The 23,044-nt window shown below is 63.9% G+C and carries 22 protein-coding genes and 1 pseudogene; 10 read left to right on the top strand and 13 right to left on the bottom strand.

Annotation, left to right across the window (positions count from 1 at the left end; translation table 11 throughout):
- Positions 1 to 54: 54 nt before the first annotated feature.
- The 3 genes from JG747_RS01620 to JG747_RS01630 form a co-directional block, all read right to left on the bottom strand.
- Positions 55 to 3,534: an indolepyruvate ferredoxin oxidoreductase family protein gene (locus JG747_RS01620; protein ID WP_202361032.1), complete on the bottom strand. Its 3,480-nt coding sequence runs from the start codon at positions 3,532 to 3,534 to the stop codon at positions 55 to 57.
- Between the two features lie 219 nt (positions 3,535 to 3,753).
- Positions 3,754 to 4,287 (bottom strand): hypothetical protein, encoded by a 534-nt coding sequence (locus JG747_RS01625; RefSeq protein WP_080643856.1) that lies wholly within the window; start codon positions 4,285 to 4,287, stop codon positions 3,754 to 3,756.
- Entirely contained in the window at positions 4,280 to 4,891 is a 612-nt protein-coding gene (locus JG747_RS01630; RefSeq protein WP_019862759.1) for a CGNR zinc finger domain-containing protein, read from the bottom strand. The genes JG747_RS01625 and JG747_RS01630 overlap by 8 nt, the downstream gene beginning before the upstream one ends.
- A 143-nt stretch (positions 4,892 to 5,034) precedes the next feature.
- Here JG747_RS01630 and JG747_RS01635 point away from each other — a divergent pair, with 143 nt between their 5' ends.
- The 5 genes from JG747_RS01635 to JG747_RS01655 all read left to right on the top strand — a co-directional run bounded on the left by JG747_RS01635 (position 5,035) and on the right by JG747_RS01655 (position 10,193).
- A complete protein-coding gene (locus tag JG747_RS01635) occupies positions 5,035 to 5,940 on the top strand; it encodes a branched-chain amino acid ABC transporter permease (RefSeq protein WP_019862758.1) in 906 nt (301 codons plus the stop codon).
- 181 nt (positions 5,941 to 6,121) lie between these two features.
- The gene (locus JG747_RS01640) at positions 6,122 to 6,706 is read left to right on the top strand and encodes a TRAP transporter small permease subunit (RefSeq protein WP_202361033.1); all 585 of its coding nucleotides are present in this window, start codon (positions 6,122 to 6,124) and stop codon (positions 6,704 to 6,706) included.
- Positions 6,706 to 8,496, top strand: coding sequence for a TRAP transporter large permease (locus JG747_RS01645; RefSeq protein WP_202361034.1), 1,791 nt, complete (start codon positions 6,706 to 6,708; stop codon positions 8,494 to 8,496). Before JG747_RS01640 ends, JG747_RS01645 begins: the two co-directional genes overlap by 1 nt.
- Before the next feature lie 13 nt (positions 8,497 to 8,509).
- On the top strand, positions 8,510 to 9,538 hold the full coding sequence (locus tag JG747_RS01650; protein ID WP_202361035.1) for a zinc-dependent alcohol dehydrogenase family protein: 1,029 nt from the start codon (positions 8,510 to 8,512) through the stop codon (positions 9,536 to 9,538).
- A gap of 280 nt (positions 9,539 to 9,818) precedes the next feature.
- A complete protein-coding gene (locus tag JG747_RS01655) occupies positions 9,819 to 10,193 on the top strand; it encodes a VOC family protein (protein WP_019862754.1) in 375 nt (124 codons plus the stop codon).
- Positions 10,194 to 10,253: 60 nt separating this feature from the next.
- On the opposite strand, the gene JG747_RS01660 is transcribed toward JG747_RS01655, so the two are convergent.
- Positions 10,254 to 11,363: a TRAP transporter substrate-binding protein gene (locus tag JG747_RS01660; RefSeq protein ID WP_038651600.1), complete on the bottom strand. Its 1,110-nt coding sequence runs from the start codon at positions 11,361 to 11,363 to the stop codon at positions 10,254 to 10,256.
- A gap of 264 nt (positions 11,364 to 11,627) precedes the next feature.
- Here JG747_RS01660 and JG747_RS01665 point away from each other — a divergent pair, with 264 nt between their 5' ends.
- Positions 11,628 to 12,401, top strand: a complete 774-nt coding sequence (locus JG747_RS01665) for a gamma-glutamyl-gamma-aminobutyrate hydrolase family protein (RefSeq protein WP_027047665.1) — start codon at positions 11,628 to 11,630, stop codon at positions 12,399 to 12,401.
- Here the strand turns inward: JG747_RS01665 and JG747_RS01670 are convergent, their stop codons facing one another.
- From JG747_RS01670 to JG747_RS01695, 6 genes are all read right to left on the bottom strand, one after another.
- Positions 12,402 to 12,800, bottom strand: a complete 399-nt coding sequence (locus JG747_RS01670) for a hypothetical protein (RefSeq protein WP_019862751.1) — start codon at positions 12,798 to 12,800, stop codon at positions 12,402 to 12,404. It abuts the gene before it with no gap.
- A gap of 119 nt (positions 12,801 to 12,919) precedes the next feature.
- Positions 12,920 to 13,504: a hypothetical protein gene (locus JG747_RS01675; RefSeq protein ID WP_019862750.1), complete on the bottom strand. Its 585-nt coding sequence runs from the start codon at positions 13,502 to 13,504 to the stop codon at positions 12,920 to 12,922.
- 14 nt (positions 13,505 to 13,518) lie between these two features.
- Positions 13,519 to 14,502, bottom strand: coding sequence for a 2-hydroxyacid dehydrogenase (locus JG747_RS01680; protein WP_038651597.1), 984 nt, complete (start codon positions 14,500 to 14,502; stop codon positions 13,519 to 13,521).
- Entirely contained in the window at positions 14,499 to 15,521 is a 1,023-nt protein-coding gene (locus JG747_RS01685; protein ID WP_081296113.1) for a LacI family DNA-binding transcriptional regulator, read from the bottom strand. The genes JG747_RS01680 and JG747_RS01685 overlap by 4 nt, the downstream gene beginning before the upstream one ends.
- A 78-nt stretch (positions 15,522 to 15,599) precedes the next feature.
- Positions 15,600 to 16,541 (bottom strand): DMT family transporter, encoded by a 942-nt coding sequence (locus JG747_RS01690; RefSeq protein WP_084791811.1) that lies wholly within the window; start codon positions 16,539 to 16,541, stop codon positions 15,600 to 15,602.
- 143 nt (positions 16,542 to 16,684) lie between these two features.
- Entirely contained in the window at positions 16,685 to 17,092 is a 408-nt protein-coding gene (locus JG747_RS01695) for a DUF2000 family protein (RefSeq protein WP_038653716.1), read from the bottom strand.
- 52 nt (positions 17,093 to 17,144) lie between these two features.
- Between JG747_RS01695 and JG747_RS01700 the strand changes: the two genes are divergently transcribed.
- Entirely contained in the window at positions 17,145 to 18,017 is an 873-nt protein-coding gene (locus JG747_RS01700; RefSeq protein WP_019862744.1) for an AraC family transcriptional regulator, read from the top strand.
- Here JG747_RS01700 and JG747_RS01705 read toward each other — a convergent pair whose 3' ends face one another.
- The gene (locus JG747_RS01705) at positions 18,018 to 18,488 is read right to left on the bottom strand and encodes a MarR family winged helix-turn-helix transcriptional regulator (RefSeq protein WP_032921461.1); all 471 of its coding nucleotides are present in this window, start codon (positions 18,486 to 18,488) and stop codon (positions 18,018 to 18,020) included.
- Between the two features lie 402 nt (positions 18,489 to 18,890).
- Between JG747_RS01705 and JG747_RS01710 the strand changes: the two genes are divergently transcribed.
- Positions 18,891 to 19,958, top strand: coding sequence for a CobW family GTP-binding protein (locus JG747_RS01710; RefSeq protein WP_038651594.1), 1,068 nt, complete (start codon positions 18,891 to 18,893; stop codon positions 19,956 to 19,958).
- Positions 19,959 to 20,350: 392 nt separating this feature from the next.
- Here JG747_RS01710 and JG747_RS37755 read toward each other — a convergent pair whose 3' ends face one another.
- On the bottom strand, positions 20,351 to 20,995 hold the full coding sequence (locus JG747_RS37755; RefSeq protein WP_446720615.1) for a CDP-diacylglycerol diphosphatase: 645 nt from the start codon (positions 20,993 to 20,995) through the stop codon (positions 20,351 to 20,353).
- A gap of 266 nt (positions 20,996 to 21,261) precedes the next feature.
- Here JG747_RS37755 and JG747_RS37655 point away from each other — a divergent pair.
- Positions 21,262 to 21,478: pseudogene (locus JG747_RS37655) on the top strand (GNAT family N-acetyltransferase); the annotation flags it as partial.
- 106 nt (positions 21,479 to 21,584) lie between these two features.
- Complete coding sequence (locus tag JG747_RS01720; RefSeq protein ID WP_202361037.1) at positions 21,585 to 22,559, top strand: WD40 repeat domain-containing protein; 975 nt, start codon at positions 21,585 to 21,587, stop codon at positions 22,557 to 22,559.
- Between the two features lie 2 nt (positions 22,560 to 22,561).
- Here JG747_RS01720 and JG747_RS01725 read toward each other — a convergent pair whose 3' ends face one another.
- A complete protein-coding gene (locus JG747_RS01725) occupies positions 22,562 to 23,017 on the bottom strand; it encodes a hypothetical protein (RefSeq protein ID WP_202361038.1) in 456 nt (151 codons plus the stop codon).
- Positions 23,018 to 23,044 lie beyond the last annotated feature (27 nt).

Below are 23,044 nucleotides of genomic sequence, written 5' to 3' on the forward strand. Positions count from 1 at the left end.
CATTAAAAAACCTTTAGCTTGGCTTGAAATGCCTGATTTCAGAGGCTTTTTGGATCACTCGGCGGCCTGGAGTTCCACCCGCGTCGGCGAGCTAGACAGGCGCTCGACCAGTCTTCGACGCTCGCCCGCGGCCTTTTCCGCGCTGGCCTGCCGGACATGGCCATAACCACGGATGAGCGCGGGAACCGAAACCAGAGCGACCGCCGCCTCGGCCTTATCAGGCGCCAGCGACCTGGCGACGAGCTCAAGATCGCCCTCATATTGCGCCAGAAGCTGCCGTTCCATGCGCCTTTCGGCGGTATAGCCGAACAGGTCGAAAGCGGTGCCGCGCAGGCCCTTCAGCACCGCCAGCAGCCGGAAACCCTTCATCATCCAGGGGCCAAAGCTCGACTTCCTCGGTCTGCCGTCATTGCCGCGACGGCCCATGATCGGCGGGGCGAGATGGAATTCGAGTTTTTCATAGCTCTGGAACTGCTTGCCTAGCTCGGCGGCGAAGGAGCCGTCGGTGTAGAGCCGCGCCACCTCGTACTCGTCCTTGATCGCCATCAGCTTGAACAGGTTCCTGGCCGCTGCCTCGGTCACGGCGGTCGAGCCTGGCACGGCCCTGGCCTCGGCGGCGCGCAGCAGCGCCAGCCTGTCGGCATAGCGCTTGCCATAGGCGGTGTTCTGGTAGGCGGTCAGGAAGGCGACACGGCGGGCAATGATCTCGTCCAGCGTCTGCGCGACCGGGGCCGTCTCTCCTGCCTTGCCTGGCTGGGCGACGAGGCCACGCACGAAATCCGGCTGGTGCGCCGCGCGGCGGCCCCAGCGGAAGGCGGCGATGTTCATCGCCACCGCTTCGCCGTTGAGCTCGATCGCCCTCTCGACAGCCTCCGCCGACAGCGGCAGGCCGCCATGCTGGAAGGCAAAGCCGAGCATGAACATGTTGGCGCCGAGCGAATTGCCGAACAGCGCCGTGGCGGTGCGGGTGGCATCGAAGAAATGCGCCTTGTCGTCGCCGGCGGCGGTGCGGATCGCCTTCTTCAGGCGCTCGATCGGCAAGGAGAAATCCGCCGAGCGGGCAAACTCGCCGGGCATGATCTCGGCGGTGTTGGCAAGGAAGATCGTATGGCCCTCGCGCACTGCGGTCAGCACCTTCTTGGCACCCGACACGACGAGGTCGCAGCCAAGCACGAGGTCGGCCTTACCAGCCGAGACGCGGATGGCATGGATGTCGTCCGGCGTGCGGGCGATGCGGACATGGGTGAATACCGAGCCGCCCTTCTGGGCGAGGCCAGCCATGTCGATCATGCCGCAGCCCTTGTCCTCGAGATGGGCCGCCATGCCGAGCACGGCACCAACGGTGACGACGCCGGTGCCGCCGACGCCGTCGATGATCGCCGCCCAGCCCTCGGCGCCCAGCGGGAATTCGGCCGGTGTCGGGACGCCGTCAAGCGGATCGGTCTTGCCGGCAAGGCCCTCGGCCTTGCGGATCTTGGCGCCGTGCACGGTGACGAAGGACGGGCAGAAGCCGTTGACGCAGGAGAAGTCCTTGTTGCAGCTCGACTGGTCGATCTTGCGCTTGCGGCCGAATTCGGTCTCGACCGGCTGGATCGAGACGCAGTTCGACTGCACGCCGCAATCGCCACAGCCTTCGCAGACCAGTTCGTTGATGAAGACGCGCTTGTCGGGATCGGGAAAGGTGCCGCGCTTGCGCCGCCGGCGTTTTTCGGCGGCACAGGTCTGGTCGTAGAGCAGGATCGAGACGCCCTTGGCGTCGCGCAGCTCGCGCTGGACGAGATCGAGGTCGTCGCGGTGATGGATGGTGGCGCCGGCCGGAAATTCGGCCTTGCCGGCGTATTTGTCCGGCTCGTCGGTGACGATGGCGATGCGGTCGACGCCTTCGGCCCGCACCTGCCTGGCGATCATGTCGACCGTCAGGCCGCCCTCATGCGGCTGGCCGCCGGTCATGGCCACGGCGTCGTTGTAGAGGATCTTGTAGGTGATGTTGGCCTCGCTCGACAAAGCGAAGCGGATCGCCAGCGTGCCGGAATGATTGTAGGTGCCGTCGCCGAGATTCTGGAAGATGTGCCCGCGCTTCGAGAACGGCGCCTGGCCGACCCATTGCGCGCCCTCGCCGCCCATGGCCGTGAAGCCCAGCGTGTTGCGATCCATCCAAAGCGCCATAAAATGGCAGCCGATGCCGGCGGCGGCGATCGAACCGTCCGGCACCTTGGTCGAGGAATTGTGCGGACAGCCGGAACAGAAGAAGGGCGTGCGCGAACCGATGTCGGTGGCATCGGCCAGCATCGCCTGGAACTGGCGCAGCTTGCCGACCCGCGCCGAGATCTCCTCCGACGGGCCGATGGTCTTGACGATCCTCTCGCCAAGGGCAATGGCGATCTCGTTGGGATCAAGCGCGCCCTTGGCCGGAAACAGCCAATCGCCGCGCTCGTCCTTCTTGCCGACGATGACCGGCTGCGAGGCAGTGCCATAGAGGCTTTCGCGCAGCTGCACCTCGATCAGCGAACGCTTCTCCTCGACGACGACGATGGTGTCGAGGCCGCGGGCAAAGTCGGCGATGTGCTGCAGGTCGAGCGGCCAGGGGCAGCCGACCTTGAACAGCCTGATGCCGATGCGGTTGGCGGCCGCCTCGTCGATGCCGATGTCCTCCAGCGCCTGGCGGACATCGAGATAGCTCTTGCCCAGCGTGATGATGCCGAGCTTGGGGTTGCGGCCGCCCGAATAGACGATGCGGTTCAGCCCGTTGGCATGGATGAAGGCGGAGGCTGCGGCACGCTTGTATTCGTGCAGCCGCTCCTCCTGGCCCAGCATGTCGATCTCGTGGCGGATGTTGAGGCCGCCCGGCGGCATGTCGAATTCCGGCACGATGATGTTCAAGCGCTCGAGCGAGGCATCGACCGAGGCCGTCGATTCGATATTGTCCTTGACGCATTTGATCGCCGCCCAGGTGCCGGCGAAACGCGACATGGCAAAGCCATACAGACCGTAGTCGATGATCTCCTGGACGCCGGCCGGGTTGAGGATCGGCACCATGGTGTCGACGAAGAGGAATTCTGTTGCGTGCGCGTTGGTCGAGGATTCGGCCATATGGTCGTCGCCCATCAGCGCAAGCACGCCGCCATGCTTGGATGAGCCGGCGAGATTGGCGTGGCGGAACACGTCTCCCGAACGATCGACGCCCGGACCCTTGCCGTACCAGACGGAAAAGACACCATCATGGGTGCCCTCACCCAGGAGTTCCGTCTGCTGCGATCCCCAGCAGGCGGTGGCGGCAAGCTCCTCGTTGAGGCCGGGCTGGAAGACGATGTCGGCCCCGGCGAGCTGCTTCTTGGCCTTCCACAGCTGCATGTCGAGGCCGCCGAGCGGTGAGCCGCGATAGCCGGAGACGAAACCGGCGGTGTTCAGGCCAGCGCGGCGGTCGCGCTCGCGCTGCATCAGGAGCATGCGGATGACCGCCTGCGCGCCAGACAGGAAGATGCGCTCCTTCCCGAGGTCGAACTTGTCGTCGAGCGCGACATCATGCAGCGTCATCAGGCATTTCCTCTGCGAAGGCCGCGCGGGAGCAGGCAGCCAACGTCGGGGTCGGATGACGCATCCTTTCTCCCCTTGCAAGTGAGGTCAAACAAAATCGCAGGAGCCAGGCAACGCGCAACAAACAGTCCGGCGGGTGCTGGAGCGCGCACGAAACCGCACGTCGAGAGTGCCTAGGCGCACGAAAACTCCGGCCGGAATCGATACCGTCTGAAGGTGTCAGCCGGCTTTCGAGCAGTCCGGCTTCGGCTCGCCCGGCAGCTTGCCGTCGGGATGGCCGGCGAGATCGGGATTGGGCGTATAGAGCTGGTCCATGACCAGCGGCCGGTCGGGCAGGATCGACTGGTCTTCCGTCGACATCAGCGTGGTGTCGATCTTCTGCAGGACCGCGCCGTCGGCGCCCTTGATGCTGATGGCGATGGCGTAGGGCTTGTTCTTGACGATGCAGGTCAGCGCCGGGCTCTCCAGGCTGACCTTGTCGAGCTTCGGCCAGACCTTCTGCTCGACCACCAAGGGCGCACCGCCGGCGGGATTCTGGAAGCTGGCAACCGCCACCTGACCCTCGCCCATCGGCTGCAGGGGCCGTAGCGTCACGACATAGGTCGCCCTGGCGAGACGGTAGTTGAAGACAAATATCTTGCCGGAAACCTCGAACAGCTTGCCCTCGCCGCCGGTGTCGCGGCAGGCGCCGAGGGTCGCTGCGGCAATCAACATGGCGCCGGCAACGAGCGCGCGTGAAAATCCTCTAGGCATCCTTGACCTCATGGGCCGCCATGCGGCGGCGGCGATAGTGACGACTTGCCTTCTGCCGGTTGCCGCACACCGCCATGTCGCACCAAAGCCGGCTGGAATTGCGGCTTCTGTCGACGAACAGCCAGGTGCAGTTGGGGCAGATCCTGAGCCGCGCGACCGTGTCGTCGCGCAGCAGCGAAAGGGCCGAGACCGCCAGCGCCGCCTCGAAGGCGATAGGCGCCGCCGGATCGCCGAACGGCCTTCCCGGCGCGCCGATCTCGGTCCGGCTGCCGGCCAGGCCCTCGGCGCAGGCACGCAGGAAGTCTGGCAGGTCGGCGGTGGCGACTGACCCATTCGACACCGCGCCGCGAAACAGCCGGTCTGTCGTCTCGCGGATCGACAGCACGACAGGCGCGATTGCCCTCGGCGAGGACACGGTCAGCCGCCGGTCCCCAAGCTCGGCGGCGCGAAAGCCGCTGGCCGCGTCGGCGAAGCGGGCGATTTCGGCCGGATCGTCAAAACGATCGAACGTGCGCTCCGGATCGCCGCGCAGCACGACGGTGTTCGCCGTATCGAGCGCAAGCAGGCCGCCGGTGAAGCGGTGCGGGGTCCAAGCAACTGTCATGATGCAAAATCTAACCGATAAATCGCATTTGACAAGTTAGATTCGGCGATGCAAACCTCCGTTGCGCACGGTATCGTCGCCTTTGTCTCGAGCATTCCGTCGTCCCGACCGCTGTCGGCGAGATGCTTTTGGTGTTGTTGAGCATGCTCTATTTCTTCCAGCAGGTGCTGAACGGGCTGCACTCCGGCGCGCTCTATGCGCTGCTCGCCTTCGGCTACGTGCTGATCAACGGCATCCTGCACCGCACCAACCTCGCCTATGGCGCGCTGTTCGCCTTCAGCGGCCAGGCAATGATCCTGAGCGTCGCCTTCGGCTACCAGGTGCTGTGGCTGACGCTGTTGGCGTCGGTGCTGTTCGGCGTCGTCGCGGCATTCCTCTATGCCGCGCTGATCAGCCACGTCCTATCGCGCAGCGTCTTCGAACCGTTGGCCGACCGCTCGCCCAATGCGATTGTGGTGACGACGCTGGGCATCCTGATCGTCCTGTCGGAAGCAAGCCGCATCGCCGCCGACACGCATGATCTGTGGCTGCCGCCAATGCTGGCACAGCCCATCGTTTTCGCCGAAGGCGCCGGCTTCAAGGCGACGCTGACGCTGATCCAGGTGCTCGACTGCGCGGTGGTGCTGGCGGCGGTCGCACTCGCCACCTCAGCGTTTGCCCGCTCCAGCTTCGGCCGGCGCTGGCGCGCCGTCTCCGACGACCCGCGCGCTGCCGCCCTGTGCGGCGTTGATGTGCGCGGCGTGTTCCGCCATGCCGTGCTGCTCGGCGGCTTCTGCGCCGCGCTGGCCGGCGTCATGGCCAGCCTCTACTACGGCAATGTCAGCTTCGGTTCCGGCCTCGTCTACGGCCTGAAGATCCTGTTCGTGACGGCAGTCGGCGGCTATCTCTCGCCGCCACGGGCAGCGCTTGGCGCGGCCGCCTTCGGCATGGCCGAATCACTGTGGGCCGGTTATTTCCCAATCGAATGGCGCGATGCGTGGATGTATCTGTTCCTGGTGGCCATGCTGATCCTCATCGGCGCCGGCCGCGACACGAGCAAAGTCGTCTGAACCATCAGACTTTGGTTGCATGACGCGGGGCAGAGCGCCCTTGTCCGGCCCCGCTCTCCATCCGATACCGTTTTGCTGCCTCCATGCGTGTTGACCCGTCCGGCCACGCGCGGCATACCGTTGGGCCACGAGGCGTGACGGCAGGGGGAACCGGCACGCCTCCGCTACAAGGGAGGACTGCATGCAAGGGCCGCTCGCTCTGTCACGAGGCATCGACCGCCTCAACGAATTCATCGGCAAATCGGTATCCTGGCTGATCCTGCTGGCGATCCTGGTGAGCGCGGCCAACGCCGTCATCCGCAAGATCTTCGACATTTCGTCGAATGCGTGGCTGGAGCTGCAATGGTATTTGTTCGGCGCCGCCTTCATGCTGGCCGCCGCCTATACGCTGAAGCAGAACGAGCATATCCGCATCGACATTGTCTACGGCCTGTTTTCACGCCGCGTACAGCACTGGATAGACCTTCTCGGCCATCTCCTCTTCCTGATGCCGTTCGTGACGCTGATGGCCATCTATTTCGTTCCCTACGTCTCGCTGTCGTTTCGCAGCGGCGAGATGTCCAACAATTCCGGCGGTCTCATCATCTGGCCGGCCAAGGCCATCCTGCTGGTCGGCTTTTTCCTGCTTGCGCTGCAGGGCATCTCCGAAATCATCAAGAAGATCGCCATCATGCGCGGCGACATGGACGACCCCAATCCGTTCATATCGGCACATGAGCAAGCCGAACTCGAAGCCAAGGCACTGGCCGACGAGGTGCGCTCGTGATGGAATTCATCGCCCAGAACATGGCGCCGATCATGTTCGCCTCGCTGATCATCTTCCTGCTGATCGGCTACCCCGTGGCCTTCTCGCTGGCCGCCAACGGCTTGATGTTTTTCTTCATCGGCGTGCTCCTCTCGCCCTATTCTGGTGGATCGATCAATCTCGCCTGGCCGCTTCTGCACGCACTGCCGGATAATTTCTACGGCTCGAGGGTGATGTCTAACGACACGCTGCTGGCCATTCCGTTCTTCACCTTCATGGGCATCGTGCTCGAGCGATCCGGGATGGCCGAGGATCTGCTCGACACGATCGGCCAGTTGTTCGGTCCGATCCGCGGCGGCCTCGCCTATGCGGTGATCTTCGTCGGCGCGCTGCTGGCGGCGACCACCGGCGTGGTGGCGGCATCCGTCATCGCCATGGGTCTGATCTCGCTGCCGATCATGTTGCGCTACGGCTACGACCGCCGGCTGGCTGCCGGTGTGATCGCGGCATCCGGCACGCTGGCCCAGATCATCCCGCCATCGCTGGTGCTGATCGTGCTTGCCGACCAACTCGGCCGCTCGGTCGGCGACATGTACGCCGGCGCACTGATCCCGGGTCTGGTGCTGACCGGCCTCTACGCGCTTTACATCCTCATCGTATCGATCTTCCGGCCGAAAATGGCGCCGGCGCTGCCGCTCGAAGCACGCACGCTCGGCCACGGTGTTCTGTCGCTGCTGGTGGCGCTGGTGGCGGCGGTGGCCATCTCCTATGCCGCGTATCGCTATCTCGCGCCAGCCCATGGCGACAATGCCGACATTCTCGGCGCCACCGTAGGGGTGCTCTTCATCTACATCGTGGCAATTGCCGACAAACGTCTGAACTTCAACATGATGTCCAGGCTGGCACAGCAGGTGGTCATCGTGCTGATCCCGCCGCTGGCACTGATCTTCCTGGTGCTTGGCACCATCTTCCTCGGCATCGCCACCCCGACCGAGGGCGGCGCCATGGGCTCTGTCGGCGCATTGATCATGGCGGCGGCAAAAGGCCGGCTGTCGCTGGACGTGATCAAGCAGGCACTGACCTCGACGACGCGGCTGTCGTCCTTCGTGCTGTTCATCCTGATCGGCGCGCGCGTCTTCTCGCTCACCTTCTACGGCGTCAACGGCCACATCTGGGTCGAACACCTTTTGACCTCGCTGCCGGGCGGCGAAGTCGGCTTCCTGATCGGCGTCAACATCCTCGTCTTCTTCCTGGCCTTCTTCCTCGATTTCTTCGAACTGGCCTTCATCATCGTGCCGCTGCTGGCGCCGGCGGCCGACAAGCTCGGCATCGACCTGATCTGGTTCGGCGTGTTGCTGGGCGTCAACATGCAGACCAGCTTCATGCATCCGCCCTTCGGCTTCGCGCTGTTCTACCTGCGCTCGGTCGCCGCGCGCGTGCCCTATCTCGACCGCCTTACCGGCAAGCAGATCGCGCCGGTGACGACCGGCCAGATCTATTGGGGCGCGGTGCCCTTCGTGCTGATCCAGGTGGTGATGATCGGGCTGACCATCGCCTTCCCGCAAATGGTGATGCGCTACAAGGTCACGGTGACCGATCCGGGCACGATCGACTACAAGGTGCCGGAAGTGCCCGGCCTGTCGCCGCTCGGTACACCGCCGGCTGGTGGCACGGCCCCCGCCAATGGCGGCAGCGCACCGGCCGCGCCCGGTACGCCGGACCTGTCGCAACCGCCGAGTTTCGGCGATGCGCCGCCGGCCAAGCCGGCAACGCCCGCGCCTGACCTCTCGCAGCCGCCGAGCTTCAATTGATGGGGACGGCGCCATGAAAGCGGTGCGGCTGGAGGCGGTTGGCAGCATTGCGCTGCGCGAAGTCGGCAAACCTGTCGCCGGCCCGGACGAGCTTCTGGTGCGGATCGAGGCTTGCGGCGTCTGCGGCACCGACCGGCATCTTTTCCATGGCGAATTCCCCTGCCGGCCGCCGGTGACGCCCGGACATGAATTTTCGGGCATCATCGAGGCGATCGGCGACACCGTCTCCGGCTTTGCCGTCGGCGACCGCGTCACCGGCGACCCCAACATCGCCTGCGGACGATGCCCGCAATGCCATGCCGGCCGGGTCAATCTCTGCCGCAATCTCAACGCCATCGGCATCCATCGCGATGGCGGCTTTGCCGAGTATGTCGTGCTGCCGCAGAAACAGGCTTTCATCCTGCCCGCCGATCTGCCGCCGACGCATGGCGCCTTCTGCGAGCCGCTCGGCTGCTGCCTGCATGGCGTCGACCTTGCGCAGATCAGGCCGGGCAGCTCGGTGATCGTGCTGGGCGGCGGCGTGATCGGCCTGCTGACCGTGCAATTGGCAAAACTGGCCGGCGCCACGACCATCATCCTGTCGACCAGGCAGGCTTCTCGGCGCGCGCTTGCCGAGGCGCTCGGCGCGACGGCGACGGTCGATCCCACCGCCGGCGACGTCATCGATGCCATCGCAGGCCCCGCGGGCCTGATGCCGGGCGGCGCCGACGTGGTGTTCGAATGCGCTGGCGTGCGCGACACCGTCGAGCAATCGATGCGACTGGCAAGGGCCGGCGGCACGGTCGTCATTGTCGGCGTGACACCGCAAGGCATGAAGGCGGAATTCGAACCTTTTGACTTGCTGTTTCGGGAGTTGAAGGTGGTCGGCTCATTCCTCAATCCCTACACGCATCGCCGCGCCGCCGAGCTCATCGCGACGGGCGCGATCGAGGTCGACCGGCTGATCTCCAGGCAGGTGCCGCTCGACGAGGCGGCCGATGTGATCGGCAACCCGCCGGCGCCCGGCGAGGTCAAGGTTCTGGTGGTGCCGCGACGGGGTTGAGCCGAGGACCAGTCGCGCCGGACCCGCTTGCTGTCACGCCGCCGATCGACTATCCAGCCAGCGCCGAAAAAGACATGACCGGTTCGGTAGCCCGGTCTCTTCCGTTCCTGGACGGAGGCCTGTTCGCCGCATGAACGTGCGGGAGAACCCGCGGCCGGCAAGCGAGACGAAAGCCCGTGGGCCGGTTGGGTCATGTCCGGATTTCCTGATGTCACGGTCCCGCCGGTTCTCGGTCCGCAGCCAAGCCTGTCCGCGTTTCAACCGTGACAGGACAAAGACCATGAAACTGAACCATCTCAACCTCATCACATCGGAGGTCGCGGCTCTTGCCGGCTTCTTCACCAGCCATTTCGGCTTCGAACTTGTCGCCATGCGCGGCAAGGATGCCTTCGCGATCCTGCGTGGAGCCGATGGCTTTGCCCTCAACCTGATGGCGCCGAGCAAGGGAGAGCCTGCTACCTATCCTGACAATTTTCATGTCGGCTTCTTCGTTGGCAGCCCAGAGCTTCTACACGCCAAGCAGGCCGAATTGACCGAAGCAGGCTTCGCGCCGGGCGAGGTCGAGGACCTGGCACGCGGCGGCTTCAAATCGACGACGTTCTACTGCATGGCGCCGGGCGGAATACTGGTCGAGGTCGGCTCCTCACGGAGCTGAAAAAGAAAGACCCCGGGCATGTCGCCCGGGGTCTCTTCAACAAACGCGATGGGACCGTTTTTACAGCTTGCCGTTGCGCTGCTGGACCATCATGAAGGTGTCGTAATTGTACTCGGCCACCTGCGCCCAGAGATAGTGCTCCTTGCGGAAGCCCTTGATCGATTCCCAGATCTTCTTGAACGGCGCGTTCGAGGCTTCCATTTCGGCGTAGACCTCGTTGGCCTTTTCGAAGCAGGCGGCCATGATCTCCTGGCTGAACGGACGCAGTTTGGCGCCGCCGGCGACCAGCCGCTTCACCGCCGCGGGGTTCACATAATCGTATTTCTGCAGCATGTCGGCATCGGCGGCTTGCGCGGCGGTGCGCAGCAGCGACTTGTAGGCCGGCGAAAGCTCTTCGTATTTCGCCTTGTTGAACATCAAATGCACGGTCGGGCCGCCTTCCCACCAGCCGGGATAGTAGTAGTAGGGCGCGACCTTGTAGAAGCCGAGCTTCTCGTCGTCATAGGGGCCGACCCATTCGGCGGCGTCGATCGTGCCTTTTTCCAGCGCCGGATAGATGTCGCCGCCGGCGATCTGCTGCGGCACGACGCCGAGCTTCTGCACCACCTTGCCGGCGAATCCGCCAATGCGCATCTTGAGGCCGGAGAGGTCGGCGACCGTGTTGATTTCCTTGCGGAACCAGCCACCCATCTGCACGCCGGTGTTGCCGCCCGGCAGGCCGAAGAGACCTTGCGTGGCGAGGAACTCATTGAACAGGTCGATGCCGCCGCCATGGTAGTGCCAGGCATTCATGCCGCGCGCGTTGAGCGAAAAGGGGACCGCCGCGCCGAGCGCCCATGTCGGGTCCTTGCCCCAGTAATAATATGCCACCGTGTGGCAGGCTTCGACCGTGCCGGCCGTGGTGGCATCGGCGGCCTGCAGGCCGGGCACGAGTTCGCCGGCGGCAAAGACCTGGATCTGGAAATTGCCGTCGGTGGCTTCCGACAGCATCTTGGAGAACACCTCGGCGCCGCCATAGATGGTGTCGAGCGATTTCGGGAAGGACGATGCCAGCCGCCATGTCACCTTGGGATTGGACTGGGCGATTGCCGGGGCCGCAAGCGTTGCCGCCGCCGCCGCGGCGCCGACGCCGGTCACACCGGCCTTGCGAATGAATGAACGACGATCCATGCAGTTCCTCCCTTTTGGATCAACAGACCGACATCCGGGAAATCCTCGGGCTCCCGCATCGGTTGGCCGAAACAATACACAGGCGAGAAGGCTAGTCCAGCACGGCGACCGGATTTGGTGACCAAGCCGTGCGACCCTGCAACTATAGTCTAACAGACGACTTCGTGGTCCATGCGACACGCCAAAACTTGGCATGGAAAAATGCCCAGGGATCGCCTATTTTGCAGGCAGGATATCCCTTGCAAGATGGAAAACAGACCCAAAATGCACCAGCCGCTCGTCGCCATATCGACCGACGTCCGTCAGTTCGACAACTACACCTGGCATGCCGCCCCGCAGCAATATCTGGAAGCGGCGGTTGCCGGCGCCGGCGTGTTTCCGCTGCTGGTGCCGTCGTTCGGCGACAGGCTCGACTTCGATGAACTCCTATCCTCGGTCGACGGCGTCATGGTCACCGGTTCGAAATCCAACGTGCACCCCTCGCTCTATGGTGGCGATGCCAGCGAAGCCAACGGTCCCTATGATCCGGCGCGTGACGCCACCACGCTGCCGCTGATCCGCCGGGCGATCGAGCGCGGCGTGCCGCTGCTCGCCATTTGCCGCGGTATCCAGGAGTTGAACGTGGCGCTCGGCGGCACGCTGGGCACCGAGATCCAGGAGCGCGAGGGTTCGCTCGACCACCGCGCGCCGGTGAGCGACCACCAGGACGAGCGCTTCGCCATTCACCAGGCCATTTCGATCAAACCAGGCAGTTGCCTGGCCGGTGTGTTCGGCGCCGGTGAGATCAAGGTCAATTCACTGCACCGCCAGGCGATCGACCGGCTCGGGTCGAAGCTCGAGATCGAGGCTGTCGCCACCGACGGCACGGTCGAAGCGGTTTCGGTGAAGGGCGCCCGAGCCTTTGCCGTCGGCGTCCAGTGGCATCCGGAGTACTGGGTCAACTCGGACAGCAACTCGGCCAAGATTTTTCGCGCGTTCGGCGATGCGGTGCGCCTGCACGCCGCCGCGAAGGCCGGGGCACGGGCAGCGGCGGAGTAGTCAGTCGCCGGTCCTGCGGCCGCCCGCCAGCGACAGCAAGGGCGTGGCTGGCGCATAGGATTCGTAACCGTCGCCGTCGGCCACGGCGAAGGTGACGATCGGATCGACGCCGTTGGCGCTGAAGGCGACCGTGCCGTCATTCTGTTCGCGCCAGAACTTTGCCCGTTCTATGCCAGGGATCAGACGACGGCATGTCGGAGCAACAGTAAGCAGGGACAGGCCATCCGAAATTTCGGCCCCGCGGCTCACCGCGCAGGCTCCCTCATCGCCATTGGCGACCAGCCTGTAGGTGCTGGACCGCGTGACCTCTTCGGCGACGCTTTGCCCATTGCCGTTATGAAACAGCTGAACGCCGCCAAACAAGGCGGCGATTGCGATCAATGCGGAAAGCGATTTCATTCTGTCTCATCCATGCACACGGGCAGGATGCAAAATGATTTCAAAGGGTTAAGCTGGCGTTAATAAATGTGACGGAGCCACTGCCGGCATCAACGAACGCGGAAGACGAAACCGTCGAACTATTGAGGGACGGTCGTCGGATAGCGATCTGAAAGGAGTTTAAAGAGCCACTCGCGCTCGACATCGGTGGCTGCCGAACCGATCTCGACCCTCTGGGCCCCAGCGTCGACTGTCAGGCGATTGTGAGTATCGCCGTCGCGAAGCCTCAGCGATTTGAGCTGCATCCGGTCGAACCTGCGCTCAGTCCGCTTCGAAAACAGCTGCGTCCAGGCGGAGGCGCCGTAGGACGGCATTTTGAACGGCGGCAACCCAGGGTCATGGCTGACCCCGGCCGCATCGAGCCTTATCACTTCGGGCACGGAGCGCCGGAAAATGCGGCGAACCATGAGCATTGCGAAGATGCCACCGACTGTCCAAGCGCAGAGCCAGAAGGCAACAAACGCCGTAGGCCCGCCGAACGGCCTGGTCACGAGCTGATATGCGGCTGTAATCTCGCCAAAGGCCCAGCCTCCTAGCCAGCAAAGAACGAATATTCCGATCAGGTAGTTGGCGAAGGGCCGCTTTGGATACGGAATCGAAATGATCTGATCTCGGCCATTGGTGGCGACCAAAATCGTGGAATTGTCAGGCGGCTTCACCGTCATCGGTTTGCCTTTCGCTAGCCGCGAGCCTTGACATGCGCCGTCTCCGGCACCGGCGTCAGCGGCCGGCGCTCGGTGAACCAGGACACCAGATTGTCGACGCACAGATCGGCCATGGCGCGGCGTGTGTGTTCCGAGGCAGAGCCGACATGCGGCAAAAGCGAGGCGTTGGGGGCGTCGAGCAACGCCTTGGGCACATTCGGCTCGTCGGCGAAGACATCGAGCCCGGCGGCGGCGATGGTGCCGTCGGCGAGCGCCGCCGCGAGCGCCGCCTCGTCGACCGTGCTGCCGCGGCCGATATTGACGAAGACGCCGTTGGCGCCAAGCGCCGACAGGATCTCGGCATTGACCGCCTTCTGCGTCGAAGCGCCACCAGGCGCCACCGAAATCAGCGTATCGACCGCTTCCGCCAGACCTTTCAGCGTCGGATGATACTCGTAGGAAAGACCCTCGACCCTGCGCCGGTTGTGATAGGCGACCGGCAGGCCGAACGCCTCAAGGCGCCGGGCAATGGCCTGCCCGATGCGGCCCATGCCGAAAATCCCGACGCGGCGGGCGCGCAAGGTCAGCCGGCTCAGCGGATAGTTGCCCTTGCGTACCCAGCTGCCGTCACGCAGCCAGTTTTCCGCGCGCGGCAGGTCACGGATCGTGTTGATCAGCAGCCCGATCGCGGTGTCGGCGACCTCCTCGGTCAGCACGTCGGGCGTGTTGGTGACCATGATGTTGTTCGCCGCCGCATGGCCGACATCGACCGAATCATAGCCGACGCCGAAGGAGGCGATGAGTTCGAGATTGGGCAGCGCATCCATCATCGCCGCGCTGATCCCGGCAAACGACGCAATGCCACGCACCGTGCGGCGCATCTCGTCGGTGACCAGCGCCGGGTCGGTGCGTTCGACCCTGATCTGTTTGAAAGTACGGTCGATGCGCCGGACGGCGTGGTCGCTGAAGTCCGCCGGCACCAGAATGGCGACGGCTTGCAGCTGTTCGGCCTTGGTCATGCCCGCTCCACCGGCTTGCCGGTCGACTGGCGCACATGCAGCTCCGGCTTGATCAATTCCTGCGAGGGCCGCACCGTCTGCCCGTTGAGCTTGTCGAGCAGCGCGCTGGCGGCGCGGCGGCCGACCTCGCGCTGGCCGTTCCAGACGGTGGTGAGCGCCGGCGTGGCGATCGCCGCCTCCTCGAGATCGTCATAGCCGGTGACGGAAATGTCGATGCCCGGCACCAGGCCGGCGCGCGCAATGCCGTTCATCAGGCCGATGGCGACGAGGTCGTTCCAGCAGCAGGCGGCGGTCGGTCTGTCTTTCAGCGCCAGGAACTGCCCGGCGGCCTCGAAGCCGGCCTGCTTGGTGCGCGGACCGGCGATGCGCCAGGACGGCCTGACTTCGAGCCCTGCCGCCTCCATGGCGTTGACATAGCCCTGATAGCGGTCGCGGCCGGTCGAGGTCTGGTCGGTGCCGCCGATCATGGCTATGCGCTTGTGGCCGAGCGAGATCAGATGGTTGGTGGCAAGCCCGGTGCCGTAAGCGTCGTCGCCGCGAAACACCGGCACGTCGGCGCCCTCGACGGTGCGGGCGATCAGCACCGCCGGCAGGCCGTTTTCCTCGGCCATCAGTATGTCGGCAGCCGGGGTGCCGATGGCCGGCGACATGATCACGCCGTCGGCGCCGAGTTGCAGCAGCGTGTCGATGAAGGTGCGCTGCTTTTCGAGCTGGTCGTAGTGATTGGACAGGATGAAGGTCTGCCGGCTGCGGTCGAGTTCGCTTTCGATCGAGCGCAGGATCTCGGCGAAGAACGGGTTCATGATGTCGTGGACGACGACGCCGACAATGCCCGAGCGCGAGGTGCGCAGGCTGGCGGCGCGGCGGTTGTAGATATAGCCGATGGCGCGCGCATGTTCCTTGATACGGTCGCGCGTCGCGCCGGCCACCAGCGGGCTGTCGCGCAACGCCAGCGACACGGTGGCCGTGGACACGCCGAGTGCATCGGCGATCGTCGAAAGCTTGATTTTTTGTGCCAGCGCCTTGCGCTCCCCGAACGAGCTGAATTGCGACCTAAACAGTTTAAAGGCGGCGTTATGCCACCGATCGGGGGCAAATCAAAGTTTTTTTGCCAGCGCCTCGGCCTCGACATCGGAGGCCGCGCGGCTCCGCAGCCGCAGCCGGTGCTCGCGGTGGACGATGTAGAGGCCGCTGGCAACGATGATGGCGGCGCCGACCAGCGTCCAGCGATCCGGGAACTGCTTGAAGACGATCCAGCCGGAAATGATCATCCACACCATCTGCGAATAGGGATAGGGGGCGAGCGCCGTGGTCGTTGCCAGCCGATAGGCCTGGACCAGCAGCCAGTGCCCGACACCGCCGAACACGCCAAGCATGAGCAGGATGAACCAGTGCCAGCCATCATGCGGCAGCGAGAAGGAAAACGGCAGCATGGGCAAAAGCAGCACCGTCGGCGCCAGCGCCGAAAACAGGATCAGGCTTTCCGACGTCTCGGTCGACGACATGCGGCGCGTCATGATGACATAGAAGCAGTTCGACAGCATCGAGCCGAGTGCGAAGAGATGGCCGATGCCGAAGACGCCGACACCTGGCCTTGTGATGATGAGGACCCCGGCGAAGGCGGCCAGAATGGCCAGCCAGCGCCGCCAGCCGGCCCATTCTCCGAGCAGCGGGCCGGCAAGGGCGGTGATCACCATCGGCCCGAAGAAATAGATCGACGTCGTCTCGGCCAGCTGCAGGGAGCGCAAGGCCAGGATGTTGCACATGGTCGAGCCGAACAGGAACACGCCGCGCAGCACATGAGCCGGCAGGTTGACCGGGCGAAACCGCAGCGGATCGCGCCAGCCGCGCAGGAGGGTGCCGACCAGCACGACATGCACGGCAAAGCGCACCCAGGCGACGATCAGCGCCGAAACGCCGGCAAGGACGAGATATTTGCTCGAGGTGTCGAGGAAGGTGAAGAAGACATAGGTGGTCAGCATGCACAGGATCGCCACCGGCGGCGTCGCGCTTTCGACATGTCTTTGGGAAGCGTTCACTTGCAGGCCGGGGAAAAGCTGGGCTGGAGCGCACCTTTGCGGGAATTGTCGCTTGCCGGCAAGCCAATTGTCGGCCACTGCCGCGCACATGAGCTCGCTGGCACAACAATAGAAGCCGCCAGGCTTAGTCCAAGCCTCCCACGCTATGCCTGCATGCGGGCGCCCTTGGTGATCTTGTCGACCACCTTCTTCTCGGCGCGCAGCGCGATGCCGACCACCTTGGCATCTTCTGGCGCGAATTGCGCAAAGACGGCGCGGTTGGCGGCGTCGAAGCCGGTGGAAAACATCTCCTCGACATAGAGCGAGGTCGTCACGCCGCGCTCCAGCGCGCGCCGGTGGAGCGCGGCCAGCGTCGCCTGGTCTGCCGACAACACGATGACCGGCTGGATCGACAGCGGATTGTAGAGATTGCCTGAGCGGTCGCGATAGGGCTCGCCGATGATGTCGGGAAACTGCGCGACGATGCCGCTGGTCAGGAAGGCGGTGACGTTGAGTTTCTGCCAGACGGGCAAGTCTTCGCGCAGCACGATTGCAAATTTCGTATCGAACATGACAAAATGGACCATTCGAGGTTAGGCCCCGATTGCGAGGCTGAATGAGACGATGTCGTTCGAACTAGACCGCCAGGCCTCTAAGGGTCTTGGACGTTTGTGCGCGGACGCGGCGGAGAATTGCATCATCTCCGCACCCGACCCCGCCGGCATGGAGCGGATCGAGGCGCGCTTTCATGGCAGCGCCTTCGATCTGCATCGTCATGACACCTATGCGATCGGGGTGACGCTGCATGGCGTGCAGACCTTCCGCTATCGCGGCGCGACGCGGCTAAGCCTGCCCGGCCAGATCATCGTGCTGCATCCCGATGAGTTGCATGACGGCGGCGCCGGCACCGAGGACGGGTTGCGCTACAGGATGCTCTACCTCGAACCGTCGCTGATGCTGGACTGCCTTGGCGGCGCGTCGTTGCCCTTCGTCAGGGAAGCCGTGGTGCGGGACGAAGCCTTCTGCGCCACGCTGCTTTCGGCGCTGGGGCCGCTGCAACAGGAACTCGACGAGCTGTTCGTCGATGATTTTCTCGCCCAACTGATGCATGGCCTGGCACGGCATGCCGGCCAGCCGGCAAAGCCGATGGCCCGGACGGCATGGCGGGCGGCGACGCTGGCGCGGGACTATCTGACGGAGAACGCAATGCGCCCGGTGCGTTCCGGCGAATTGGAAGCCGTCACCGGACTGGACCGCTACGCCTTATCGAGGCATTTCCGCGCCGCCTTCTCGACCAGCCCGCATCGTTTCCTGGTGATGCGCCGGCTTCAGCGCGCGCGGCGGATGATTACCGCCGGCGAGCCCCTGGCGCAGATCGCGGTCGAGGCCGGCTTCACCGACCAGAGCCATTTCAACAGGCAATTCAAGAAGGCATTTGGCATGACGCCGGGGCGTTGGTCCTCGCTGATCCGGGACGCGGCTCCAGCAGCGGCCTGATCACTCGTCCGACTCGGCGTCGTCGTCGATCAGCACAAGCTCCTCGTTGGAGAGATTGGCCTCGATGCGGGCCAGCAGCTTGAACAACGCCTTCTGGTCCTTCTTGTCGAGGCCCTTCAGCGCCTGCTTTTCGGTCTTCTTCACCGATTTCTCGATGGCGTGGATGATATCGCGGCCAGTGTCGGTGAGGAAAATATGAGCCTGACGGGCGTCGGCCGACGAGGCGCGCTTTTCCAGAAAGCCCTGCGCCTGCAGCCGGTTGATGGTCTTGGTGATGGTGGGCGGGCGCACGCCGAGGCGGCCGGCGAGATTGCCAGGCGTCTGGCCGTCCTCGCGGTCGAGCGCCAGCATGATCTGGTCCTGGCCGGCATAGAAGCCGTGCGCCAGGAGCCGGGCCGCCAGCGCCGTTCTTGCCAGCCTTGCCGCCGAATGCAGCCGGCTCATTGTTGCAGTTTTGTCCGCCTTGGCCATGGTCATCCCCTCTTCGGCCATACCGGTAGCGACAGCATAGACGCAGCCGGCCGGTTGGCAATCGACGATAAAAAGAATCCGGCGCGTGAAACAGCTTTGCCGGCAAGCATTGCGGTGCCCGCCGTGGCTAATGCCAGATGTTTATTTCAGTTAGATGACAAACGACTTTTCGCCGCACGGGAATCGCCGCAAAGGTGAGGCCCGCGTGGCGTCAGACGCGCCTGGCTCGCGACAAAGGCGCACTTTCGCAGTCATCCGGCACGCCGATATCACAGTGGCCGGGCCAAGAGCTTTGGCCCATCGGTTTGCCCCGTGCAAAAGCCCCGCACACATCCTATATGGAGCCGACAATCCCTTTTTTCGCGGCCTGGATTTCAAGGCCCAGTCATCTCGAGGCAAGCCATGAGCGACGCACAGACGCAGATCCCCGTAACCGTTCTCACCGGCTATCTCGGCGCCGGCAAGACGACGCTGCTCAACCGCATCCTGTCGGAGAACCATGGCAGGCGCTACGCGGTCATCGTCAACGAATTCGGCGAAATCGGCATCGACAACGACCTGATCGTGGAATCCGACGAGGAAATCTACGAGATGAACAATGGCTGCGTCTGCTGCACGGTGCGCGGCGACCTGATCCGCGTCGTCGAGGGCCTGATGCGCCGACCGGGGCGCTTCGACGCCATTGTAGTCGAGACCACCGGCCTCGCCGATCCGGTGCCGGTGGCGCAGACCTTCTTCATGGACGACGACGTGCGCTCCAAGACCAAGCTCGATGCGGTGGTGGCGCTGGTCGATGCCAAGCATCTGCCGCTCAGGCTCAAGGATTCCAAGGAAGCCGAAGATCAGATCGCTTTCGCCGATGTCGTCGTCCTCAACAAGACCGATCTCGTCACCCCGGAAGAGCTCGCCAAGGTCGAGGCGACGATCCGCGCCATCAATCCGGCAGCCAGGATCCATCGCACGACGCGCGCCGGCGTCGCCCTGTCGGAGGTGCTCGACCGCGGCGCCTTCGACCTCTCCCGGGCGCTGGAGAACGATCCGCATTTCCTTGAGGCGCATGACGATCACCATCATGACCACGATCACGACCATGATGGCCACGATCACCACCACCATGATCATGACGGGCATGACCATCATCACCACGACCACGCGCATCCCTCAGACATCCATGATGTGACGGTGCAGTCGGTGTCGTTGCGCGGCGGCGAGATGGACCCGAAGAAATTCTTCCCATGGATCGAGAAGATCACCCAGATGGAAGGCCCCAACATCCTGCGGCTGAAAGGCATCATTGCCCTGAAAGGCGATGATGAACGCTACGTCATCCAGGGCGTGCACATGATCATCGAGGGCGACCATCAGCGCGCCTGGAAAGACGGCGAGAAACATGAGAGCCGGCTGGTGTTCATCGGCCGCGAACTGGACGCCGAGCGGCTGAAGAAGAGTTTCGAGGCCTGCCAGGCCTAGTCAGGCTTTGCCGTGCGGTTCCAGGCTGGATGTAATGATCGAAGGAATTGCGGCCGTGGAATTTCAGAAGCCGCCGTTGACGATCGTGGCGTTTCCACGAACGCCGCCACTGCGACGGTAGGTCGGCGGTCCCTTCGCTCAGCGCCGCTTGCTCGATTTGATTGGTATCAGACCAAGCGAGCGGCTGCCGCCGCCCGTCAGGGTTGAGGTCAAAGTCGCCTGCCTGCCTCCTTCCCAGATAATGGCGGCTGACCGCCAGGCGGCCACCATTCTAGCACAAAACCCGCCGCCGAAGCGGGAGCTTGTCTATGAGGAAAGGAAGACGGGCGGGCGTGTCTAGCCAGTGCATCCTTGAAATGGTCGAATGATCGGCTTTGACCAACAGGCGATAGCTAGCGCGACGTACATCTGTGATCGAGGAGGTGCTCAGCTGCCCTTCCCCAATTTACCAGAATATAGAATCCCGGCCTCGCGTCAGCCAGCGTTGCACCGGCGACGAGTACATTTAGATCATCCATGGTGTGTCGTGCCTGAGGCAAACCGGCAACAACCAGGCCGACCACGTTAGTGGTTCGCAGATCCGGCTCAGCCACTGCCATTATCCAATAGGGTCGCCCCTTCAATATCAATGGAAACGGTTGCCAGGTCGCGTCTTGCTTCGGCCCATCTAAGGCAAGCGTCCTTTCCACCGACTCCAGCAAGCAATCGACGTGGATGTGCAACTGATCCTGGGACCGCTCAAATCGGGAATTCACCGCCAGGCCAACGGCTGATCGTGGCAGGCCGTGTCCGAGTCTTGCTTCAACTTTCTGTCGGGCTTCCCATGCCCGGTTCCATAGTCGGGCGCTATCAGTGGAACGGGCGGATGGGCTTTCCAAGCCCGCAATCGCTGTGATTGGGGCCACCAGAAACTCGGTCCGGTGTAGAGGTGATTTGATGAGGACTGACCCATAATCCCCCTGCTCGGTCAGTATCACCTGGTCGCAGGGGAAGGCGACGCCAAGCCGTGTACTTGCAAGTGCGCAGGTCTGCACCATCTCCCACAATATTCTGCGTTTGAGGAAAGCGTAGCCGGCAGCGGCTGACAAAGCGACCAACAATGTCACGAACAGCCGAAGGCCCCTGCGCTCCAAGAAGCCCAGCACATTGTTCCTTTCTCAAACGACCGGAGCGAGCGGCGCGAGCATCGCCAAGAACATGGTTTGGGTCATCATACAATCGCAGGGTGCGGAAGTTCCGTTCCCGCCTGGAGATCACAATCGGTGGCGTTATCCCATTCCGTTGGGGAGGTCGCCATCGGGCAGGGCTTGAAGGCCAACTGCTCGCCGCCGCCGCGTTGCGCTGCCTGCGGCTTGCCGGCGAAGGCGGCGGCATCCTGCTCATCATCGATGCCAAGAGCGACCGGGTCCGCAAGGTGGTATGCCAGCTGTGGTGCAGAGCGCCTCCAGGGATCGGCTTTGACCCTGGTGATGCCATCGGCGACGTTTGCAACTGAACTGCGAGCCAAGGGGCTGCCTTGACTAGATTACAGCCTCTTACCGCCTCGCCGATCCTCCAAGGTTGCCGGAACCGTAAACGTCGAGTAAGCCCCTGCAACCGCTGCAATTCAACTGAACAAAGATATCCATGCCCACAGTTGCCCCCCTCGACCTCGAAGGCCATTGCGTTGCCGCCGTCTTCCTTGGCGACGTGCCGCATTTCGCGCTGGCCGATGGCGCCATCCATCGGCTCGACAATGGCCACAAGACCATCCAGGCCAATGACGGGCTGCTGGCGGCTTTCCACGATGCGGCCAACGACCGGCTGATCACTGGCGGCGAGGACGGCAAGGTGTTTGCCGTGAAGACAGGCGGCGAAGCCACCGAACTGGCCAGCGCCGGGAAAAAGTGGATCACCAGCGTCGCCGCCGGGCCGCAGGGCGCCGTCGCCTATGCCACGGGCAAGACCGCCTTCGTGCGCTTCGCCGACGGCAAGACCAGGGAATTTGCCCATCCGCGCTCGGTCGAGGGGCTGGCGTTTTCGCCCAAGGGCATGCGCTTCGGCGTTGCCCGCTACAATGGCGCGACGCTGCATTTCCCGGCCGCCGAGGGCAAGCCGGTGGAACTCGAATGGGCCGGCGCCCATACCGGCATCACCTTCTCGCCGGATGGCGCCTTCCTCGTCACCACGATGCAGGAAAACGCCCTGCATGGCTGGAAGCTGGTCGACGGCAAGCACATGCGCATGAGCGGCTATCCCGGCAAGGTCAAAAGCCTGTCATGGAGCGTCAAAGGCAAATGGCTGGCGAGTTCCGGCGCGCCGGCGGCGATCGTCTGGCCGTTTTCGGGCAAGGACGGACCGATGGGCAAGGCGCCGCTGGAACTCGGCACGCGCGGCAACACGATGGTGACTTGCGTGGCCTGCCATCCAAGCCAGGACGTCGTGGCGATCGGTTACGAGGACGGCATGGTGATCGCCGCGCGCTTCGCCGACGCCAAGGAAGTGCTGCTGCGCCGGCAAGGCAAGGGCGCCATCACCGCGATGATGTGGGACAGGGAAGAGCGCCGTATCGCCTTCGGCAGCGCGGCCGGCGACTGCGGCGTCATCGACATCACGGCCTGACCTCACCGCGCTCGCGTGGCCAGCCGAAGAGGCTTGCGCCGCAGCGACAGCCCGTCGCGAATGTTGAGCGACAACAGTGCGATGTTCGTTGCGCCGGCTACCAGCTCGATCGCCTGGACGACTGCGAAAAACTTGTCGAAGCGACCGGCCGTGGCAAAGCTGCTGAGCAGGAAGGCCGAGGGCACCAGCACCAGCAATCCGTTGGCGGCGATGATGCGCATGCGCCACTTCTTGCGTGCCACGACCGGGCTCTTCCAGCCCTTGCCAAGTGAGAAGCCAGACGCGCCGGCAATGATCATCGCCGGGATGAGCGCCACCATGCCGGCCAGCACGCAGTTCTTGACCGTTGTGATCGCGGCCGAGTCGCCGAGCAGTTCGGCCGTAGCCGTCGACAGCCAAAAAGCCGAAACCGTGATGAGCGCGACGGCGCCCGCTGCCGCATGAATTTTGGTTTTCATTTGTATCTCCATAGCAAGCTATATATC

This window comes from Mesorhizobium sp. 131-3-5 (genome assembly GCF_016756575.1).
Classification (GTDB): domain Bacteria; phylum Pseudomonadota; class Alphaproteobacteria; order Rhizobiales; family Rhizobiaceae; genus Mesorhizobium; species Mesorhizobium jarvisii.

Coding starts and splice junctions, on each gene's coding strand:
- JG747_RS01710 (WP_038651594.1), top strand. CDS start 18,891: ATGAGCGACGCACAGACGCAGATCCCCGTAACCGTTCTCACCGGCTAT.
- JG747_RS01725 (WP_202361038.1), bottom strand. CDS start 23,017: ATGAAAACCAAAATTCATGCGGCAGCGGGCGCCGTCGCGCTCATCACG.
- JG747_RS01640 (WP_202361033.1), top strand. CDS start 6,122: ATGCAAGGGCCGCTCGCTCTGTCACGAGGCATCGACCGCCTCAACGAA.
- JG747_RS01635 (WP_019862758.1), top strand. CDS start 5,035: ATGCTCTATTTCTTCCAGCAGGTGCTGAACGGGCTGCACTCCGGCGCG.
- JG747_RS01665 (WP_027047665.1), top strand. CDS start 11,628: ATGCACCAGCCGCTCGTCGCCATATCGACCGACGTCCGTCAGTTCGAC.
- JG747_RS01670 (WP_019862751.1), bottom strand. CDS start 12,800: ATGAAATCGCTTTCCGCATTGATCGCAATCGCCGCCTTGTTTGGCGGC.
- JG747_RS01700 (WP_019862744.1), top strand. CDS start 17,145: ATGTCGTTCGAACTAGACCGCCAGGCCTCTAAGGGTCTTGGACGTTTG.
- JG747_RS01655 (WP_019862754.1), top strand. CDS start 9,819: ATGAAACTGAACCATCTCAACCTCATCACATCGGAGGTCGCGGCTCTT.
- JG747_RS01720 (WP_202361037.1), top strand. CDS start 21,585: ATGCCCACAGTTGCCCCCCTCGACCTCGAAGGCCATTGCGTTGCCGCC.
- JG747_RS01680 (WP_038651597.1), bottom strand. CDS start 14,502: ATGACCAAGGCCGAACAGCTGCAAGCCGTCGCCATTCTGGTGCCGGCG.
- JG747_RS01625 (WP_080643856.1), bottom strand. CDS start 4,287: ATGCCTAGAGGATTTTCACGCGCGCTCGTTGCCGGCGCCATGTTGATT.
- JG747_RS01650 (WP_202361035.1), top strand. CDS start 8,510: ATGAAAGCGGTGCGGCTGGAGGCGGTTGGCAGCATTGCGCTGCGCGAA.
- JG747_RS01620 (WP_202361032.1), bottom strand. CDS start 3,534: ATGACGCTGCATGATGTCGCGCTCGACGACAAGTTCGACCTCGGGAAG.
- JG747_RS01645 (WP_202361034.1), top strand. CDS start 6,706: ATGGAATTCATCGCCCAGAACATGGCGCCGATCATGTTCGCCTCGCTG.
- JG747_RS01630 (WP_019862759.1), bottom strand. CDS start 4,891: ATGACAGTTGCTTGGACCCCGCACCGCTTCACCGGCGGCCTGCTTGCG.
- JG747_RS01660 (WP_038651600.1), bottom strand. CDS start 11,363: ATGGATCGTCGTTCATTCATTCGCAAGGCCGGTGTGACCGGCGTCGGC.
- JG747_RS01705 (WP_032921461.1), bottom strand. CDS start 18,488: ATGGCCAAGGCGGACAAAACTGCAACAATGAGCCGGCTGCATTCGGCG.
- JG747_RS01695 (WP_038653716.1), bottom strand. CDS start 17,092: ATGTTCGATACGAAATTTGCAATCGTGCTGCGCGAAGACTTGCCCGTC.
- JG747_RS37755 (WP_446720615.1), bottom strand. CDS start 20,995: ATGGTGCAGACCTGCGCACTTGCAAGTACACGGCTTGGCGTCGCCTTC.
- JG747_RS01675 (WP_019862750.1), bottom strand. CDS start 13,504: ATGACGGTGAAGCCGCCTGACAATTCCACGATTTTGGTCGCCACCAAT.